Raw genomic sequence first — 19054 nt, 5'->3', positions numbered from 1 at the left:
TATGAAAGGAGAACGGAAATGAATAAAATCTACCGCGTAATCTGGAGTAAAGTCAGAAACTGTTATGTGGTTGTATCGGAAATTGCCAAAGCACACAGCAAAGGCGGTTCAACTGCCCACCGTGTTCCTCATATGGGAGCATCCCTCACGTCAATGCTGCTGGCTTCGCTTTTAACTACAGGGTACAGCATGCCCGTGAGGGCTGCCGATCCGGTTATTATTGAAGCCGGTGATACAATCCAGGCAGGTAGCGGCATAGTCTTTACTGTTGCAACACCGGAAGGAGGAGAGGGAAGCAATGTAATCACTGTATCTGCGGAAGAAAATGAAACGTTGAATTTCTTAAAGAAATATATGAAATTCAATGCAACGTATCCCGATTCAGACCCGGAGAAACCCGATCCGGTTTCTGCGGTTGACGCTCGCAGCAAGTCGTCTTTTGCGTTAGGACAGGGTACAATAATATCCGTAATTCCCGGAGAAGATAAAGCCAGTGTAGATAATCTTGCGATTGGATCATCAGCAAAAGTTTATGGAAATACGGCCGGTAGTAATACGGCTATAGGTGCTAATGCGGTTATAGGGTACTATAATTCCTTTAACAGTACGACGGACGGAATATTTACAAAACTTTCAACTGCACTGGGAGCTTCGGCCAGAGTCTACGGGGATCAGGGGGTTGCAATCGGCGAGAATTCCCAGGTAGGTAAGAGCAAACAGGTAATTATTAATCAAGTACCGCAGTATAATCCTGTGGTAAGAGGTGTAGCTATCGGTTCAAATGCAAAAGCATGGTCTGATTCCAGTACAGCCATCGGGCCCTCTGCCGAAGCGGGAACTACATTCAAAAATGATTATAATTACGAAGAAGAAGGCGATGTGGAATCTGTCGCTACGACTGAAGCTACAGCAGTTGGGTATTTAGCTAAAGCTAAAGCATATAATAGCACTGTTTTAGGTGTAAGGGCAGAAGCAACTGATAAAAACAGTACGGCAATCGGGGTCAAAGCGAAGGCGGCTACTGAAAAGAGCACGGCGATAGGGGCAGAAGCTGAGGCATCAGGAAAGAACAGTATTGCAATAGGTACGGTAATTGTTGATGACACAACGAACAAGAGTACCATGATTTTTGCACAGGGTAAGTACAGTACGGCAATAGGAGCAGGTGCGCAGGCAAAAAACTCGAACAGTACGGCAATAGGTGCCAGCGCACAGGCAAACAACCAGAACAGTACCGCAATAGGCGCAAATACAAAAGCAAATCAAGCAAATAGTACAGCCATCGGTACTTCTGCTAAAGCATTTGGCCAGCAAAGTTCGGCGATAGGCGCGTCAACCGTAGCTACCGGCAGACAAAATGTTGCTATAGGCATAGGATCAGAGGCGCGCAAATACGAGACCATGGCCCTGGGATTCCATGCGGTTGCAGTCCATTCGGAAAGCATTGCTGTCGGTCACGATACAGCAACTGCCGGTGACAGTTCCCTGGCAATCGGTCATTTAGCGATAACGGGAATGCCGGCAAAAGAGGGATACCATGAATTGACTGACACTAAATATTTCATGCTTCCGACGAATTCAAGGCTAAGCGGCGATTCGAAGCTGTATCTCCAGACAAGCGACGGAACGGTTTTGCTGCAGGAAAGCAATTCTACCACCAATGGGGAAACTGAAGGCACATATTATAAAGTTAAGGCGTTTCCTGTTGACAGTGAAGGGAATCTGGCTGTTGACAATCAGGGCAATCCCATTTCCGGCGATCAGGGTACTATTGCGGACTGGAGATTTGAAAAAGTTGACGTAGATGGAAAGCCTGTTTCGAAAACGGGTAAGGCAGCTGTGAAATATAAGTCAAGCCAAAGTACTGATAAAGACATAAGGGATCCTCGGTTTTCAAGTGATAAAGTAAAACACATTGACTATTATTATGAGATTGATAAAAACAATAATGAAGTTGAGGGCACAAGGACCAATCCGCTGGATGGCGGCATTGCTATCGGTTCATATACGGTCGCACAGGGCGAACATTCCCTGGCAGTGGGCCTGACCTCGGCCGCTTATGGGAAAAACAGCACAGCTCATGGTTTATACGCCAGCGCTTTCGGGGAAGGAGCCATTGCTTTCGGACATGAAACGGTATCGGGAGCCCGTGTAACCATAAAGAAAAATGCAAATATCGAAGACGCCCATACCACTGAATTTTGGGTTTCAAAGGATGGCATCACACCGCGTACTCTGGTGGACGGCAGTGTAGCCGGCTTGGACAAGAACAGCGTTTATAAGATTAACAGCAGTGACAGCGTACCTGCCGCTGTGGAAGTGAACTCCATTGGGGAGATTCTTAAGGTTAACAATAATAAATTTGGTTTTGACAAGAATAAAATATCTTTGGCGTCAGATTCTTCCAAAGCGGTAAGCAGGGACGATGCTACGGGTAACTATTATTATACGGATAAAAACGGGAAGAAAGTACAGGTTGGTCCTGATGAAAAAATCACTTTTACCGATTCGGATAACGGGAGTATCCATGTCACCGTGCCGGCCGGCAAAATGACGCTTTCTTCCGGCGGTATCGCTTTCGGTTCCTATTCCCATGCGGAAGGAGACAGGTCCGTGGCTTTAGGACGTGCGGCGGGCGCCTATGATAAAAACAGCACTGCCATAGGTCTGTTTGCAAACGCTTTCGGGGAAGGCGCCATGGCTATTGGACACAACACGGTAGCAGGGGCGGAAGTGGAAGAAGACGGACAAGGACGCAGTATACTGAAGGTGTCTGACACCGGAACCGGGATCCCGGTCAGGAATCCCGAAGATGATAAAGTCAATGTGAAGGGTGGTATTGCCATCGGTTCGTATGCCCACGCATTAGGTGACAGGGCGATTTCCGTAGGCCGGAACTCCGGAGCGTTTGGCAACAACAGCACTGTGTTTGGCCTGGATTCCAATGCTTATGGGAAGGATTCCATGGCTTTCGGTCATGAAGCAGTGGTTGGCGTCAAGGGGGATCTAACTGAAGGACAGAACTCGATAGCTGTCGGGCGGAAAGCAGAAGTGACGGGCAGCAATTCCATTGCAATTGGTACGATTAACGGTACGGTTGATACTACTGGTAATAATAATCAGACAAATGTTCAGACAAAGGTGTCAGGCAACCATTCGATAGCCGTTGGCGCAGGTTCCGAAGTGAAAGGTGATAACAGTATCGCTATTGGTACCGGTCATAAGGTGGGCGGAAATAATTCCGGTGCGTTCGGCGATCCGAACGTGGTGAATGCCGACAGTTCGTATGTGGTTGGTAACAACAGCAATATAACGGAAGCGGGTATCACGGATGCTTTTATTCTGGGTAATAATGCGTCTGTGACCAAAACCGGCGGTGTGGCATTGGGTAGTTACAGCGAAGCTTCAAGAGAAAAGAGTACGGGCGGATTTAACCCAAAAACCGAAACAACTACATATACTGACGGTACGGCAACTTGGGAATCCACCTATGCGGCAGTTTCTGTTGGCAAAGCGGATGGCAGTGTTACCCGCCAGATTACGGGTGTTGCAGCAGGCACGGAAGACACAGACGCAGTCAATGTGGCACAATTGAAACTTGCCCGGGTGGAAGTAAAAAAGGGAACAAATGTAACTTCCGTAGAAGCAGATCCGCAAGTCACCGATCATAAAGCCTATATCGTGAATGTAGATAATCTTTCTTACAAGGCAAATGGTAAGAACGAGACGTCCACAAAGGGTATTGCGCTGTCAGACGGTCTGGATTTTCAGGACGGCAAGAACACGACGACGGAAGTAGAAGCGAACGGCGTTGTGAAGATTAACGCCTATAAATCTGTAGTAAAAAAGGCAGAAGGGGAGACAAATATTACAGTTACTCCAACTGGTCCTGACAGTACTATGACGACGACATACGCAGTTTCGGTAAAGGACATGCACGTAAAGAAAGGCGTGGCGAGTTATGGAGATAAAGATACTGTTACCGTGACGCTGACGCATAACGACGATGCGACAGCAACCATTGAAGGTTTAAAGAACACCTATACGACGGTGACGAAGGATGCACCAAACAAGACGGTAACATTCAGCCGTAATGACGGTATCCCGGATACAGTCATCAGCCTGGGTGACCTGGGCGGATCGTCGACAGACTACCGCCTGGTAGGATCGGGCGCTTCTTATGATGCAGCATATACAGTGGGTGACGACGGTACTGTCGTACTGAATGTTCAGGATCAGATGAACCCCAAAAGTGTAAAAAAGGTAACCATTAAAGGGCTTGCTCCAAAGAAAGACGTAACGCATTTCTATTCTGTCAATTCTACAGACTCGACTGCAGGCAACTACGACAATAAAGGCGCGACCGGTAAAAATGCCCTGGCAGCAGGAGTAAATGCCAGCGCGACTAAGGAGAACGCCATTGCTATTGGCAACGGGGCCACAGCAACAGGTGAAGGTGCAATTGCAATTGGTAGTGTTTCTTACGGTGCGGGAATTTCATCAAAAGCTGAAGGTCTTGGATCAATTGCGTTAGGTATTGGTGAGTCGGAATCTCTTGGCGAAAATTCCATGGTCTGGGGTGAGCGGAACACAGCCGGTGAGGCGGCTGATCCGGATGTTAATGCAGCAAACGCTACAGCATTTGGCTTATATACTACGGCAAGTGGGCTCAATTCTACTTCTTTTGGCTTTGGGACTACCGCCAGTGGTGAAAACGCCACGGCTTGGGGAGATGAGACCATAGCCAGCGGTAACGATACAACTGCCTGGGGTGAGAATACGACAGCCAGCGAAGGGCAGGCTACGGCATTCGGAACCGATACGATTGCCAAAGGAACTGTTGCGACTGCTTTTGGTGATTCTTCGATTTCCATGGGATATGCAAGTACAGCCTTTGGTTATGCCACGAAAGCCGGCAGAGTGTATGTTGACGAAGAAGGTGATGAAGTATCTACATTTGGAGACACTGCGTTCGGATGGGATACAAGAGCTGTTGGCGATGTGTCTACTGCGTTTGGTTATCAAGCTGATGCGGCAGGTTCGGTTTCCACTGCGATTGGTTTTGGAAGTAAGGCATACGGTGACAATTCGATTGCCATGTTAGGTGGTATAACAGGCGAAGGTACAATTGAAGAAGATGATGAAATAGAAGACAATACGATTGTAACAATTAAGAAAAATGCCCGTGGCGCTATGGCTGTTGGCGAAGGTGCCAACGCGCAGAATTCCTACACCTATGCTATTGGGCAGAAAGCAGTAACTTCTGCCGACAATACCCTTGCCTTTGGTAACAATGCCTCTGCGACTAAAGCACACAGCGTGGCGTTGGGGTTCGGTTCTTCTACTACTGAGATTGGCGGTATGAAGGAGCTGGAAATCAACGGGAAAACATATAAATTTGCAGGGACTCCCGGTGAAGATAACGGGACTGTGAGTATTGGTTCGGCAGGCAAAGAACGCACGATTCTCAATGTGGCACCGGGCAGAATATCTGCCGCCAGCACCGATGCCGTCAACGGCAGTCAGTTGTATGCGGCTATTGATGCCATGAAGTTCACAATCAAAGCCGGTGATAATGTCGATGTAAAAACGACAACTGATGATGACGGACATACGGTTTATACCATCCATGCGCTGAATGCGATTGTAGAACCCGGACCGAGCGGTAATGTTACTGTTGATCCGAAACCTGGTGACGGAAACGAGACTGAAGGTCAGACTGCGGGTACAGGAGCGGGCGCTGAAGGAGAAAGTGCTGTAACGCCAACTTCCAATGATCATACAACAACATATATTGTAGATGCGAAAGATACAACGCTGGTTCCGTCCGGTAACGGTCTGGCGCTAACCGACACGGAGTTAAGTTTAACTGTTGAAGACACTGACAAGAACAAGGTGACAGGTGCTGTAAAACTGAGCGACCTGCAGAAGAAGATTGATACTAATACCACCTATACCATTAAGGCAGAACCGGGAGAAAAAGGCAGCAACGTAGTAAATGAGTATACCGTAACAGATTCGGACGGCCAAAAATTAAAACCGGTTGTCGATACCGATACGCAGTACAACCTGTCTGGGGAAAAGGGTAAACCCGCTGAAGACGGCAGTACAACCTATACGATTTCGCTGAAGGATAATAATGGCGGGGAAGTGCAAACCGCGGAAGTTGTCGTCACCAACACAACGAACAAAGAAATCGCGGTAACGGGTGAAGCCGAGAAGACTGTTACCCTGACAGACAGTGACGGAAATAAGATTGAAACCAGTTTCAAAGATCTGGATACCCGTAACACGGTAAAAGCCGGAGACGACAGCATAAAGGTTGAAACAACGCCGAATGAAGACGGCAGCGTAACCTATACGCTTACGGCTAAAGCAAAAGCTTCGTCCGATGTTGAAGTAAAGGCAGGCTCCGACAATATCATTGTTACGCCTCCCGATCCCGGCGATGACCCTAAAGTCTATACCGTAGATGTGAAGACGGACGGCAAAGTGGCTTCCGGTGACAGCGGCATCGTAACAGGAGATACAGTCTACAAGGAAACCCGTGTGGAACAAGACGGTAATTATATTAAGAAAGACAACACGGCCGCGGAAAATATTACTGCGTTGGACGAAAAGGTTAAAGATAATTCAACGAGAATCGATAATATTAACGACCAGTTCAACAACACATACAACCAGATGAACCGTCTGGACGACCGTATGAAGAAAGGCCTGGCCGGCGCGGCAGCCCTTGCGGCCCTGCACCCCATGGACTTCAACCCGGATGACAAGATGCAGTTCTCTGCCGGTATTGGACATTATCGCGGAGAGAATGCAGCGGCAATCGGTGCCTTCTACCGGCCGGACGAAAATGTGATGTTCAGCATCGGCGGCGTCATCGGAAATGGCGACAACATGCTCAACGCAGGCATCACCTTCGGCCTGGATGGCACCCGGAACCGGATTACCCGGACACGTACGGCCATGGCCCATGAAATTGTGGAACTGAAACAGCATATAGCCAGACAGGATGAACAGATTGCCAAACTGACAGAACTGGTGAACAAGCTGGTAGGGCCGGAACAGCAGGTTGCAAACACGGCTATGTCCCCGGATGTGCCGGAAAGAGAGTTGGAGCCGGAGCAGAGCCGCATCTATGTAGAACGGATTTCCGGGCAGGACAACGACCGTAAGAAAGCGGAGCGTGTACGCGTGAACAATTCGGATTCGAAGTATCCGGAAGGGAAGAGCCGGGACGTCTACGGCAGCAAGACCGTTTCCGAGGCTCCTGGCAAAGCGGCAGCAAAATAACGCAAAGCAGATACAAACGGATTAGTTAATAAAATATAGGAAAGGACCGGCGTTTGCAGCGCCGGTCTTCTTTCTTGTTTTCGCAGCTGTATTTTGATCTTTTTTCCTGTGTTCTGTCCTAAAAGTACATTCCTTTTTAAGTGTTCACAGCCGGTTTACAAACAATCTGTGAAAAACAGGAAAATCTCTTCATTTATATATTGACCAAAAGTGTAACAAACTTTATAATATATATGTTTATGCTTGTTTTCAGTAACCCATTATTATAGTTTGCGGTAATCTTTATCGCAAAGGTAAGAGAAAGTGTAAGAGTATAGGAGGAAAAAAGATGAAGAGTTACACAATGGACCTGGGCGGCAGACCTCTGACGCTGGAATTCGGCGAAGTCTGCAAACAGGCCAACGGCGGTCTGCTGGTGCGTTATGGCGACACGGTTGTGGTGGTTGCCGCTACCGGTACCAAGACCCCCCGTGAAGGCGTGGATTTCTTCCCGCTGACTGTTGATTTTGAAGAAAAAATGTACGCGGTAGGCAAAATCCCCGGAGGTTTTATCAAACGGGAAGGCCGTCCCAGCACCCATGCGGTACTGACCAGCCGCCTGATCGACCGTCCTATCCGTCCCATGTTCCCGGACGGGTACCGGAATGATGTGCAGATCGTAGCTACTGCGGTTTCCGTAGATCCTGACAACGCGCCGGATATCCCGGGCATGATCGGCGCTTCCGCTGCGTTGTGCGTATCTGATATTCCCTTTGAAGGACCCATCGCCGGCGTGCGCGTAGGCCTGATCGACGGGCAGTATATCGTCAACCCGACTGTGGAACAGTTCAAGGTGAGCCGCCTGAACCTGGCAGTAGCCGGAACCACGGACGCCATCCTGATGGTAGAAGCGGGTTGCAAGGAAATCTCCGAACAGGAAATGCTGGACGCGATTTTCTTTGCCCATGAGAACATCAAAAAGATCTGCGAATTTATCAGCGGCATCCAGGCTGAGATCGGCAAACCGAAAATGGAAGTGCCCAAATACAATCCGCCGGAAGAACTGGTAAAAGAAATCGAAGAGTTCGGCGCTGAAAAACTGAAAGCGGCCCTCATGGACGCCAACAAACTGCAGCGCGAAGAAAACGTGGACCGCGTGAAGAAAGAAATTGCGGAAGCGTTTATCGAAAAATATCCGGAAAACGGCACCGATGTTGCCTATATTACCCAGAAGCTGGTTAAGAAGATTGTGCGCCGCACCATCGCGGTGGACAAGATCCGTCCGGACGGACGGGCGCTGGATGAAGTGCGTCCGGTTACCTGCCGGGTAGGGCTGCTGCCCCGGGTACACGGCTCCTCGCTCTTCACCCGCGGCCAGACCCAGATCATGAACGCCTGCACCCTGGCCCCGCTGCGTGAAGCGCAGGTTATTGAAGGCCTGGGACCGGAAGAGATGCAGCGTTACATCCATCATTACAATTTCCCGCCGTACTCCGTTGGGGAGACCAAACCCCTGCGCAGCCCGGGCCGTCGCGAGATTGGTCACGGCGCATTGGCGGAACGCGCATTGCTGCCTGTCATTCCTTCCGAGGAAGATTTCCCGTACACCCTGCGCCTGGTTTCCGAAGTGCTGGAATCCAACGGTTCTTCTTCTATGGGTTCCGTATGCGCCAGCACCCTGTCCCTGATGGACGCGGGCGTACCCATTAAAGCTCCGGTGGCCGGTGTGGCCATGGGCCTGGTAAAAGACGGCGACTTCTTTACCATCCTGACGGATATCCAGGGACTGGAAGACGCGCTGGGCGATATGGACTTCAAGGTAGCTGGTACGGAACACGGCATCACGGCCATGCAGATGGATATGAAGATCGACGGCATCAACCGTGAGATCTTCGAGCAGGCGCTGGCCCAGGCCAAACGCGGCCGCGAATTCATCATGGGCAAGATGATGGAATGCATCAGCGAGCCCCGCAAGTCCCTGTCCAGATGGGCTCCCAAGATTACTTCCATCACTGTGGATCCGGAAAAGATCGCCAAGATCATCGGGCCCGGCGGCAAGACCATTAAGAAGATTGTGGAAGAAACCGGCGCCAAGATCGATATCGAAGATACCGGCAAAGTGTATATCGCTTCCCCGGACTCCGATGCCATTGAAAAGGCTATCAAAGCCATTGATGGCATTACGGCCGAAGCGGAAGTGGGCAAGATCTACACCGGCAAAGTAACCCGCATCATGAACTTCGGTGCCTTTGTGGAAATCCTGCCCGGCAAGGAAGGCATGGTTCACATTTCCCAGCTCTCCACCGAACGGGTCGAGAAAGTGGAAGACGTGGTTTCCGTGGGCGATGAAATCATGGTGAAGTGCGTGGAGATCGACAGCAAGGGCCGCATCAACCTGTCCCGCAAAGCGATCCTGCAGGGAACCAAAAAATAATCCGTCAATATTCCGTTAATGAGTAATTAATTGAATATGCAATTTAAAGCGCAGCCTGTCAGCACAAAATGGCAGGCTGCGTTTTTTAGCAGAAGTTTATGTGAGTTGCAAATAAGCTGCAGGGGAGAGTTTTTCCTTTGCGGTTTTACTGTTTACAAAGCGTTTTTTAATTGGACGTGGCGGTAAGTTAATGGTATAATAATAATAACGAGTATAGCCTGATTAAATCATCGCGACGGTTATCCGGTACCCGGTAAGGAAACGATAGAGAATCAGCAAAAAAAGGATGGAGGTAAAAACATGAATCAAAAGCAGTTGGAAAAAATGAAAAACGGCAAAGGATTTATTGCTGCGCTGGACCAGAGCGGCGGAAGCACACCGAAAGCATTGCGGCTTTACGGCGTGGAGGAAAGCGCCTATTCCAATGATGAAGAAATGTTCACCCTGGTTCACGAGATGAGAACCCGGATCATCAAGAGCCCTTCTTTCACAAGCGACCGTGTTCTGGCTGCCATTTTATTTGAAAATACCATGGACCGCAAGATCGACGACAAATTTACGGCAGATTATCTGTGGGACGTAAAGGGCATCATCCCGATCCTGAAAGTCGACAAGGGACTTATGGATCCGGAAGGCGGCGTGCAGCTGATGAAACCCATTCCCGGTCTGGACAAGCTGCTGGCCCGCGCCCGTGACGAGCGGCATATCTTTGGCACCAAGATGCGCAGCGTAATTAAAGAAGCAGCGGAAGAGGGCATTAAGAAAATCGTAGACCAGCAGTTTGAAATCGGCCTGCAAATCGCGGCGGCCGGTCTGGTTCCCATCCTCGAACCGGAAGTGGATATCCATTGCCCGGACAAGGCAAAAGCCGAAGAAATCCTGAAGAAAAATATTATGGAACATCTGGCGAAACTGCCTGAAGACACCAAGCTGATGTTCAAGGTGACCATTCCCACGATTCCCGATACCTATGCGGAACTGATCGCCGATCCGCGGGTTGTCCGTGTGGTAGCGCTGTCCGGCGGCTATACCCGGGAAGATTCCAACAAGAAACTGGCAGAAAACCACGGCCTCATCGCCAGCTTCTCCCGCGCGTTGTCCGAAGGGCTGAACGCGAAGCAGACGGCTGCGGAATTTGACGCAATGCTGAAAGCATCGGTTGACTCCATTTACGAGGCGTCTATTACCTGATTCCATACGATAAAAAAACCTGGTGCGCTTACGCGCATCAGGTTTTTTCTTTGCAGCTTTATGTTGGAAACGTTATTACACTTCAAAACTGATTTTACCGACAGCGTCCACTGCTTCCGGCAATTGGTCGCTGGTCTTTTTTTCCGCCGCTTTCTGGAATTTGCTAACCATGACCCGGGTCAGCCCCTGTTGCGCCAGTGAGCCGGGACCGTTTACGCAGCCGTTGCAGCAGGCCATTCCTTCAAAGTAGTCGGCGGAAAGCTTTCCGCTTTTAATCAGTGCCAGTTTATCGTTGCAGTTTTCCAGACCATCGGCATATTCGGCTGTAAGTTCTGCCTGCCGCTCGATGGGCAGCACTTCTCTCATGGAGGCCTGCACGCCACGGGTCAGGGGGAAGCCGATGCCGCCGGCGGTTGCCTGTGTTACGTATTCTTCTTCCACGGGTTCTGTCAGATCAATGCCGATGCCTTCAAAGATACACTGCAGTTCTTCATAGGTGAGTACGAAATCGATCGTATCCGCATGTTCCACCGCTTCCCGTTTCTTCGCGATACAGGGGCCGATGAAGCAGGTCATGGCTTCCGGGGATTTGTCCTTTACGTACAGGCCGCAGGATACCATGGGGGACGTGGTTTTGGAAATATTTTCTTCGTATTCGGGGAAACGGCTTTTCACTAATTTTACGAAAGCAGGGCAGCAGGAACTGGTCATGAAGGAAAGTTTCTTCGGCACTTTTTCCATAAACTCTTCTGCCTCATGCAGCGTGGTTATATCGGCGCCTATGGCCACTTCGACCACGTCGGAGAAGCCGATTTTCTTTAACGCGGCGATAATCTGCGCCGGCGTTATTTTCATACCGAACTGTCCTACAAACGAGGGAGCCAGCATGGCGACCACCGGTTTGCGCTGTTTTAAGGCCAGAAGCAGGGGAACGATCATGCTACGCTCGTCCAGGGCGCCGAAGGGGCAGGCTGCCCGGCAGTTGCCGCAGTTCGTGCATTTTTCGTAATCGATTTTCGTTCTCTTGTCTTCCCCGGCGGAGAGGGCGTCCAGGGCGCAGGCGCGGATACAGGGACGGCTGATTTCAATAATGGCGCCGTAGGGGCAGGACTTGGCGCAGCGTCCGCATTCGATACAGACGTCGCGGTTGATGAACGCCCTGTTGTTAACAATGGAAATGGCTTTTTTCGGGCAGTTGTTCATGCAGTTATGCTGGATACAGTGCCGGCAGATATCCGTTACATAGTATTTATCGATAGGGCACGCGTCGCAGGCATCCGGAAGCACGTCAATAATCGGGAGGCTTTTGTCGAATTCGCCATTCAGCGCGGCTTTTGCGGCGTTGATGATATTACGTCCCAGCGGCTGCCAGAGCGCCATCTGGACACGGTTCTTTAATACAGCCCGTTCTTTATGCACACAGCACCGGACCCGCGGGGTATCGTCCCTGACTGTTTTATAGAGAATATCATAAATATGTTCCGGAAGACAGTCGTTCCATGTATATTCCGCAATCCTCCGTAATACTTCCCGCCTGAAATTGACTACCTGTGTGATTTCCATGCGCAACCTCCTTTTCCTGATGATGTCCTTTAAAACCATGAGAAGAACTTTAATTATATCTTTATCAGTATTATATATGAATTATTGCGTTTTTGAAAGTTTAATTGCGGAACGACGATTATTTTTCGATAAATTGCGAAGAATATGGTATAATTATTTATAATAATAGGTATTTTATTTCCGGTGTCCTGGCCGGGTAAACAGAAATGGGGGATGTAAAATGAGAATCCGCGGATTTGAAAAAATCAGTAAGTATAAAAATATTGATTTCCCTATGCCGGCACGCAAGACAAAAACGTCTGCCGGATATGATATCTGCGTACCGGAAGACGTGGCCCTGCGTCCCGGCCGTCTTGTTATGGTGCCTACCGGCGTGAAGGCTTATATGCAGGAAGATGAGTTCCTGGGTGTGCATATCCGTTCCGGCATGGCAGTTAAGAAAAGCATCCGCCTGGTCAATAACGTGGGTATCATTGACGCGGATTATTACAATAATCCGGATAACGAAGGACATATTATACTGGCGCTGGTGAACACCGGTCTGCAGCCGCTGGTTTTAAAGAAGGGCGAACGGATCGCCCAGGGTATTTTTTATAAATATCTGACAACAGACGACGACAATGCTGCGGAAAAGAAAGAACGCAGCGGCGGTTTTGGCAGTACCGGAACAGCAAAATAGTTGCGATTGTTACAATTACCGTAGTTTTTACATGATTTCTTATAAAAATGTAAAAAAAAGGTTGTCATTATCTAGAAATTGTGATATAGTGCATACTATATTTATCATTTGCGGGGTTAAATGTACACTAATTAAGAAAGAAGGAATGCTTTATGTCTTTGTTTGCCTTGTTGATCGGTGTTCCTCTGATCGCTGCGTTCCTGGTCTTCTGTCTGCGCGGCAACGGGGCGCGTAATGCGATCGTTCCGCTGGCGTCAGCGGTTACCATGGGATTATCTGTGGCAGCGGCCGTGAAGTTTTTCGGGCATCCGGAGTTTTTTAAACTTGCCGCGCCGGAACTGCCGATGGTTATCATGGCCTTGGATATCATCGCGGCCGTTGTGATTCTGTACTACACGCTGGTCCGGTTTAAAAGGCCCTGGATTGCGCTTCTGGAACTGGTCCAGCTGGGGGCCGTGTTCTGGTTTGAGAAGACCGTGGGGCACAGCATCGACATAGCGGCCAATATTGCGATTGATAACTTTGCCATGATCATGGTTCTGATCGTAGGTATTATCGGCAGCCTGATCGCTGTTTTCTCCCTTGGTTATATGGAAGAGTTCCAGAAAGAACACCGTGATGTGGAAGACCGCCGCCCGTTCTTTTTCTTTGTCATCTTCCTGTTCCTTTCGGCCATGTTCGGCCTTGTCATTTCCAACAACCTGCTGCTCATGTACACCTGCTGGGAGATTACCAGCTTATGTTCGTTCCTGCTGATTGGCTATACCCAGACGGAGGAAGCCATCAACAATTCGTTTAAAGCGTTATGGATGAACCTGCTGGGCGGTCTGGCGTTTGCCATTGCCATTGTCTGGCTGGGACTGGAGTACAGCACGGTGGAACTTTCCATGCTGGTGAATCTGGGCCGCAGCTCGGAGCCTGTGGAACTGGCGGTTGCGCTGCTGGTATTCTGCGGTTTTACCAAAGCTGCCATGATGCCGTTTTCCGGCTGGCTGCTGGGCGCCATGGTGGCTCCCACGCCCACATCCGCGCTGCTTCATTCTTCCACAATGGTTAAAGCAGGCGTGTTCCTGATTATTAAACTTTGCCCCATTCTGGGAGCCAATCATGCCGGCCTGATGACCATGTTCGTCGGGGGCGCGACCTTCCTGTTCGCTTCCTGTGCGGCGATTTCACAGTCCGACGGCAAAAAGGTCCTGGCCTATTCTACGATTTCCAACCTGGGCCTGATTGTCTGCTGCGCAGGCATCGGTTCCTATGAAGCTGCGTGGACGGCGATCATGATCATTGTGTTCCATGCGGTAGCCAAAAGCCTCATGTTCCTGTCGGTCGGTACGGCCGAGCAGCAGCTGGAAAGCCGGAATATTGAGAATTTTGACGGGATGTTCTGTTCCATGCCCAGGCTATCCTTGTGTATGATCATCGGTATCTGCGGCATGTTCCTGGCGCCTTTTGGCATGCTGATTTCCAAGTGGGCCGCCATGAAGGCATTTGTGGACGCAGGTCATCCGTTATTGCTGCTGGTCCTGGTGTTCGGTTCTTCCACGACATTGTTCTACTGGACCAAGTGGCTGGGTAAGATTACAGCGTTTATTCCGGCAAAGGAAAATCTGGAAGAAGGGATCCACGGCGTGCAATGGATCGCGTTGCGGGTTTTAAGCGCGCTGACGATCATTACCTGTATCCTGTTCCCGGGGATTTCCCAGTACGGCGTAATTCCGTATCTGGAAGTTACCTATCAGACAAATATGGATGTCATCGCCCGCAGCAACCTGCTGATCATGTCCATGATGGTCATCCTGCTTGTGGTGCTGCCGCTGCGTTTCGGCAAGGGCCGCAAACAGAAACAGGTCGTTACCAACCTGGCCGGGGAAAATTCCGGAGACAACCTGTCTTACCGGGGCGCGGCCGGACAGACGATTCCGGTTACGCTGCGTAACTGGTATATGGAAAAATGGTTCGGAGAGGCCAAAATGAAACTGTGCGGGTTTATTCTTTGCGGCTCCTGTCTCCTGATTGAATTTGCGATTATTCTGGGAGGTGCTTTCCATGTCTGAGATGGTTTTAAACATTATTTCGGGGATAGCATACCTGATTCTGGCGCCGGTCATCGGCGGGCTGCTGGCCGGGTTCGACCGGAAAATTTCCGCGCGGATGCAGCGCCGTGTCGGCCCTCCTGTTCTGCAGCCGTTCTACGATTTCTTTAAACTGTGGGACAAACAGCCCATCGCGGTCAATGAAGCCCAGCGCTTTTACGTGTTCGGTTTTCTGCTGTTTGTGATCATCAGCGGCCTGTTCTTCTTTACCCACGGGGATATCCTGCTGGTTGTGTTCACCCTGACGATGGCCAGCGTATGTTTCATCGTGGCTGCTTATTCTTCGAACTCTCCTTACAGTCAGGTCGGGGCGGAAAGGGAACTGGTCCAGACGATGGCGTACGAGCCCATGCTGTTATTAATGGCCTTGGGTTTTTACCTGAAGTGCGGCAGCTTCAGTATCGATACCATTCTGAAGGCGCCTTCCATGAACTTTATTTATATGCCGGGCATCTTCGTCGGCCTGAGCTTTATCCTGCTGATAAAATTCAGGAAGTCTCCCTTCGATTTATCCATGTCCCATGAAGTGCATCAGGAACTGATCCGTGGCGTGATTACGGAAATTTCCGGACGCACGCTGGCCATGATCGAACTGGCCCACTGGTATGAGAACGTATTCCTGCTGGGCTTCGTGTATCTGTTCTTTGCCTGGTCTGCGCCCTGGAGCCCCGCGTTGGCCGTACTGATGTGTCTGTTCACCTATTTCAGTGATGTGCTGGTCGATAACTGCTGTTCCCGTGTAAAGTGGGAACAGATGCTGTCTTCCACCTGGCTGGTGACGCTGGTGGCCGGATTTGTGAATATCATGTTTTTAATGTATATGCGTTGATGAAAGGATGCGGCTTATATGAGTTATATAAAGAAGTCACCCTGGCTTGTCCATTATGACGGCTCCAGCTGCAACGGCTGTGACATTGAAGTGCTGGCCTGCCTGACACCGCTGTACGATGTGGAACGGTTCGGCATTGTAAATACCGGCAACCCCAAACACGCGGATATTTTTCTGGTGACGGGCGGCGTGAATACCCAGAACCTGCCTGTTGTGAAACAGATTTACGAACAGATACCGGAACCGAAGGTGGTCATCGCGGTAGGGACCTGCGCCTGCAGCGGCGGCGTGTTCCATGACTGCTACAATATGCTGGGCGGCATGGACAAGGCTATCCCGGTGGATGTGTATGTACCGGGCTGCGCAGCCCGGCCGGAATCCATCATCGACGGAGTGGTGAAAGGTCTGTCTGTGCTGGAAGAAAAGCAGAAAGCGCTGGCGGTTCCCGCAAGAGAGAAGCAGGCGTTGCGGGAAAAGACATTAGAACCCGGCGTGGCTGTCAGTAAAAGTCAGGAGGCCGGAAAATGAAACAGGAAATGATTCGGATAGAAGCAACTGATCTGCTGGGAAGAGCAGCCCAGTATAAAAAAGATGGATACCGCATGACGCAGATCCTGTGTACCCGGGTTCCGGAAGGCTATGAACTGACTTACAGTTTTGATAAGGACTATGTGATGGAGAACCTGCGGGTCATCGTGCCTTTGGAAGGTTCCGTCATGAGCGTCACCAGCCAGTACTGGTACGCCTTTGTCTGGGAGAACGAGATTCACGACCTGTTCGGCCTGAACGTGGAATTCATTGCGCCGGAAGTGGATTACGGCGGAAAGTTCTTCCATCTTGCCAAACCCATGCCCTGGCATGAACTGTCCAAGGCGCAGCAGCCGGCCGCGGCCGTAAAAGTGAACCTGCGGCCCGGACTGGGTGTGGACGCTGCGGTAAAACCGGCAGCAAATCCGGCTGCGCAGAAACCTGCCACACCGGCGGCGAAACCAGCGGAAGGAGGAAACTGATATGGGCAAAAGTACAGTTGTACCGTTTGGTCCCCAGCATCCGGTATTGCCGGAGCCGATTCATTTCGACCTTGAGCTGGAGGACGAAAAAGTAGTAAAGGCGATTCCTTCCATTGGGTATGTTCACCGGGGTCTGGAAAAACTGGTGGAAAAACGCGGTTTCCAGGAATATGTGTATGTAGCGGAACGGGTCTGCGGCATCTGTTCTTTCGGTCATGGCTGGGGCTACAGCAAGGCCATTGAAGGATTAATGGAAATTGAAATCCCGAAACGGGCGGAGTACCTGCGTACCATCTGGCATGAAATCTCCCGTCTCCACAGCCATCTGCTGTGGGCAGGTCTGGGTGCCGACGCCCTGGGTTTTGAGAGCCTGTTCATGCAGTGCTGGCGTATCCGCGAAACGATTCTGGATATTATCGAGCAGACCACCGGCGGGCGTGTTATCTTTTCCGTCTGCAAAGTAGGCGGCGTGCGCCGGGATATTCCCGATAATGAGTTAAAAGAAATCGTGAAGCGCCTGGATGCGCTGAAAAAAGAAATTGACGGAGCGGCGGCCATCTTCCTGAATGATGAAACCATCCACGCCCGGCTGAAAGGCGTAGGAACGGTTACCTATGATGAAGCGGTTGCTCTTGGCGCCGTAGGACCGACGGCCCGGGCCAGCGGCGTGCCGCAGGATTACCGGATTGGCGACGAAGGGGGAGCGTATAAAGAGTTAGGCTTTACCCCGGTCCTTGCCACGGAAGGCGACTGTTTCGCCCGTGTCAAAGTCCGCCTGCTGGAACTGTACCAGTCCCTGGATATCATCAAAGGCTGTGTGGAAAACATGCCGGCCGGGGACATCGCGGTACCGGTGAAAGGCTTCCCGCCTGCGGCGGAATATTTTACCCGTGTGGAACAGCCCCGCGGCGAAGCAGTGTATTACGTAAAAGGCAACAAGACAAAGAATCTGGAACGGTTCCGCCTGCGCACGCCGACCAATGCGAACATCCCGGTGCTGGTAAAAATGCTGCAGGGCTGCGACCTGGCGGACGTGCCGAACATCATTCTGACCATCGATCCGTGTATCAGCTGCTGTGAAAGATAAGGAGGTCTGGCGATGAGTTTTATGTCCTTTGCCAGCGAGATGCTGGGCAATCTGTTTAAACCGCCGGCAACCAGTCAGTATCCTTTTAAACCGAGAAAAGTTTACGAAGCCGACCGGGGCAAGGTAATCAACAATATCGACAACTGTATCTTCTGCGGCATGTGCATGCGGAACTGTCCGTCCGACGCCATTACGGTGGACCGGAATGCCCGCACCTGGAAGATCAACCGCTTTGCCTGCGTCCAGTGCAAAGAGTGCGTGACCAACTGCCCGAAGAAGTGCCTGTCCATGGACACGGAATATACGGCGCCTGCCACCGAGAAAACGGAAGAAGTGCTGCAGGGACCGCCGCCTCCGCCCAAACCCCAGTTGGTCCTGACGGAAGCACAGAAAGCGGCCATTGCCGCAGCCCAGGCGAAAAAAGCGGCGGCACAGAAGGCGGCTGCCGAAGCGGGGCAGGCCAAAGCCTGATAATGGAAGCAAAACGCGCAGGCTGCAGCAGGTAAATGTTGCCGGCCTGAGCATAAGGAGCAACGCATGCATGAGTATCCCGTTACCGTACAAATCGTGGATATCGCTTCCGAAACTGCCAGAAAGAACAACGGCTGTGTGCGCCGCATCGATTTGGTGGTAGGGGAAGATTCCGGTTTTATCGGCGAGTCAATCCAGATGTATTTTGATGTGATAGCGGAAGGCACCCTCTGTGAAGGCGCGCAGCTTTTCATCGAGGGCGTGAAACCGCAGTTGCGCTGTGAAAAATGCGGGAAACATTTTGAACGGAAACGGTTTTCCTTTCAATGTCCTTATTGCGGCGGGGATGGGGAACCTACGCCCATCGGCAAAGAGTTCTACGTGAAAAGCGTGGAACTGGAAGTGGAGGATCAGTAACA

Annotated in this window: 12 protein-coding genes; 11 read left to right on the top strand and 1 reads right to left on the bottom strand. The window is 50.7% G+C overall.

Annotated features, from left to right (window positions below; genetic code table 11):
* Positions 1 to 18: 18 nt before the first annotated feature.
* The 3 genes from BM159_RS03230 (at position 19) to BM159_RS03220 (ending at position 10900) form a co-directional block, all read left to right on the top strand.
* Positions 19 to 7296, top strand: a complete 7278-nt coding sequence (locus tag BM159_RS03230; RefSeq protein ID WP_093912827.1) for an ESPR-type extended signal peptide-containing protein — start codon at positions 19 to 21, stop codon at positions 7294 to 7296.
* Positions 7297 to 7624: 328 nt separating this feature from the next.
* Positions 7625 to 9709 carry a polyribonucleotide nucleotidyltransferase gene (locus BM159_RS03225; RefSeq protein WP_093912826.1) on the top strand — a complete coding sequence of 695 codons (2085 nt, stop codon included), beginning with the start codon at positions 7625 to 7627 and terminating at the stop codon, positions 9707 to 9709.
* 300 nt (positions 9710 to 10009) lie between these two features.
* Complete coding sequence (locus BM159_RS03220) at positions 10010 to 10900, top strand: fructose bisphosphate aldolase (RefSeq protein WP_093912825.1); 891 nt, start codon at positions 10010 to 10012, stop codon at positions 10898 to 10900.
* Between the two features lie 75 nt (positions 10901 to 10975).
* Here BM159_RS03220 and BM159_RS03215 read toward each other — a convergent pair whose 3' ends face one another.
* A complete protein-coding gene (locus tag BM159_RS03215; protein ID WP_177205887.1) occupies positions 10976 to 12463 on the bottom strand; it encodes a 4Fe-4S dicluster domain-containing protein in 1488 nt (495 codons plus the stop codon).
* A gap of 220 nt (positions 12464 to 12683) precedes the next feature.
* On the opposite strand from BM159_RS03215, the gene dut reads away from it, so the two are divergent.
* The 8 genes from dut to BM159_RS03175 all read left to right on the top strand — a co-directional run bounded on the left by dut (position 12684) and on the right by BM159_RS03175 (position 19052).
* A complete protein-coding gene (dut, locus tag BM159_RS03210) occupies positions 12684 to 13142 on the top strand; it encodes a dUTP diphosphatase (protein WP_093912823.1) in 459 nt (152 codons plus the stop codon).
* A gap of 152 nt (positions 13143 to 13294) precedes the next feature.
* On the top strand, positions 13295 to 15199 hold the full coding sequence (locus BM159_RS03205; RefSeq protein ID WP_093912822.1) for an NADH-quinone oxidoreductase subunit 5 family protein: 1905 nt from the start codon (positions 13295 to 13297) through the stop codon (positions 15197 to 15199).
* Positions 15192 to 16067, top strand: coding sequence for a respiratory chain complex I subunit 1 family protein (locus BM159_RS03200; RefSeq protein WP_093912821.1), 876 nt, complete (start codon positions 15192 to 15194; stop codon positions 16065 to 16067). The genes BM159_RS03205 and BM159_RS03200 overlap by 8 nt, the downstream gene beginning before the upstream one ends.
* A gap of 18 nt (positions 16068 to 16085) precedes the next feature.
* Positions 16086 to 16595 (top strand): NADH-quinone oxidoreductase subunit B family protein, encoded by a 510-nt coding sequence (locus tag BM159_RS03195; RefSeq protein WP_093912820.1) that lies wholly within the window; start codon positions 16086 to 16088, stop codon positions 16593 to 16595.
* Positions 16592 to 17077: a complex I 30 kDa subunit family protein gene (locus BM159_RS03190; protein WP_177205886.1), complete on the top strand. Its 486-nt coding sequence runs from the start codon at positions 16592 to 16594 to the stop codon at positions 17075 to 17077. Before BM159_RS03195 ends, BM159_RS03190 begins: the two co-directional genes overlap by 4 nt.
* A 1-nt stretch (position 17078) precedes the next feature.
* The gene (locus BM159_RS03185; protein WP_093912819.1) at positions 17079 to 18164 is read left to right on the top strand and encodes a hydrogenase large subunit; all 1086 of its coding nucleotides are present in this window, start codon (positions 17079 to 17081) and stop codon (positions 18162 to 18164) included.
* 12 nt (positions 18165 to 18176) lie between these two features.
* Positions 18177 to 18635: a 4Fe-4S dicluster domain-containing protein gene (locus BM159_RS03180; protein WP_093912818.1), complete on the top strand. Its 459-nt coding sequence runs from the start codon at positions 18177 to 18179 to the stop codon at positions 18633 to 18635.
* A gap of 66 nt (positions 18636 to 18701) precedes the next feature.
* Positions 18702 to 19052, top strand: coding sequence for a hydrogenase maturation nickel metallochaperone HypA/HybF (locus tag BM159_RS03175; protein ID WP_093912817.1), 351 nt, complete (start codon positions 18702 to 18704; stop codon positions 19050 to 19052).
* Positions 19053 to 19054 lie beyond the last annotated feature (2 nt).

The sequence above is a fragment of the Succiniclasticum ruminis DSM 9236 genome (assembly GCF_900112895.1).
Lineage (GTDB): Bacteria > Bacillota > Negativicutes > Acidaminococcales > Acidaminococcaceae > Succiniclasticum > Succiniclasticum ruminis.
This window is presented reverse-complemented; position numbering and strand designations above follow the sequence as displayed.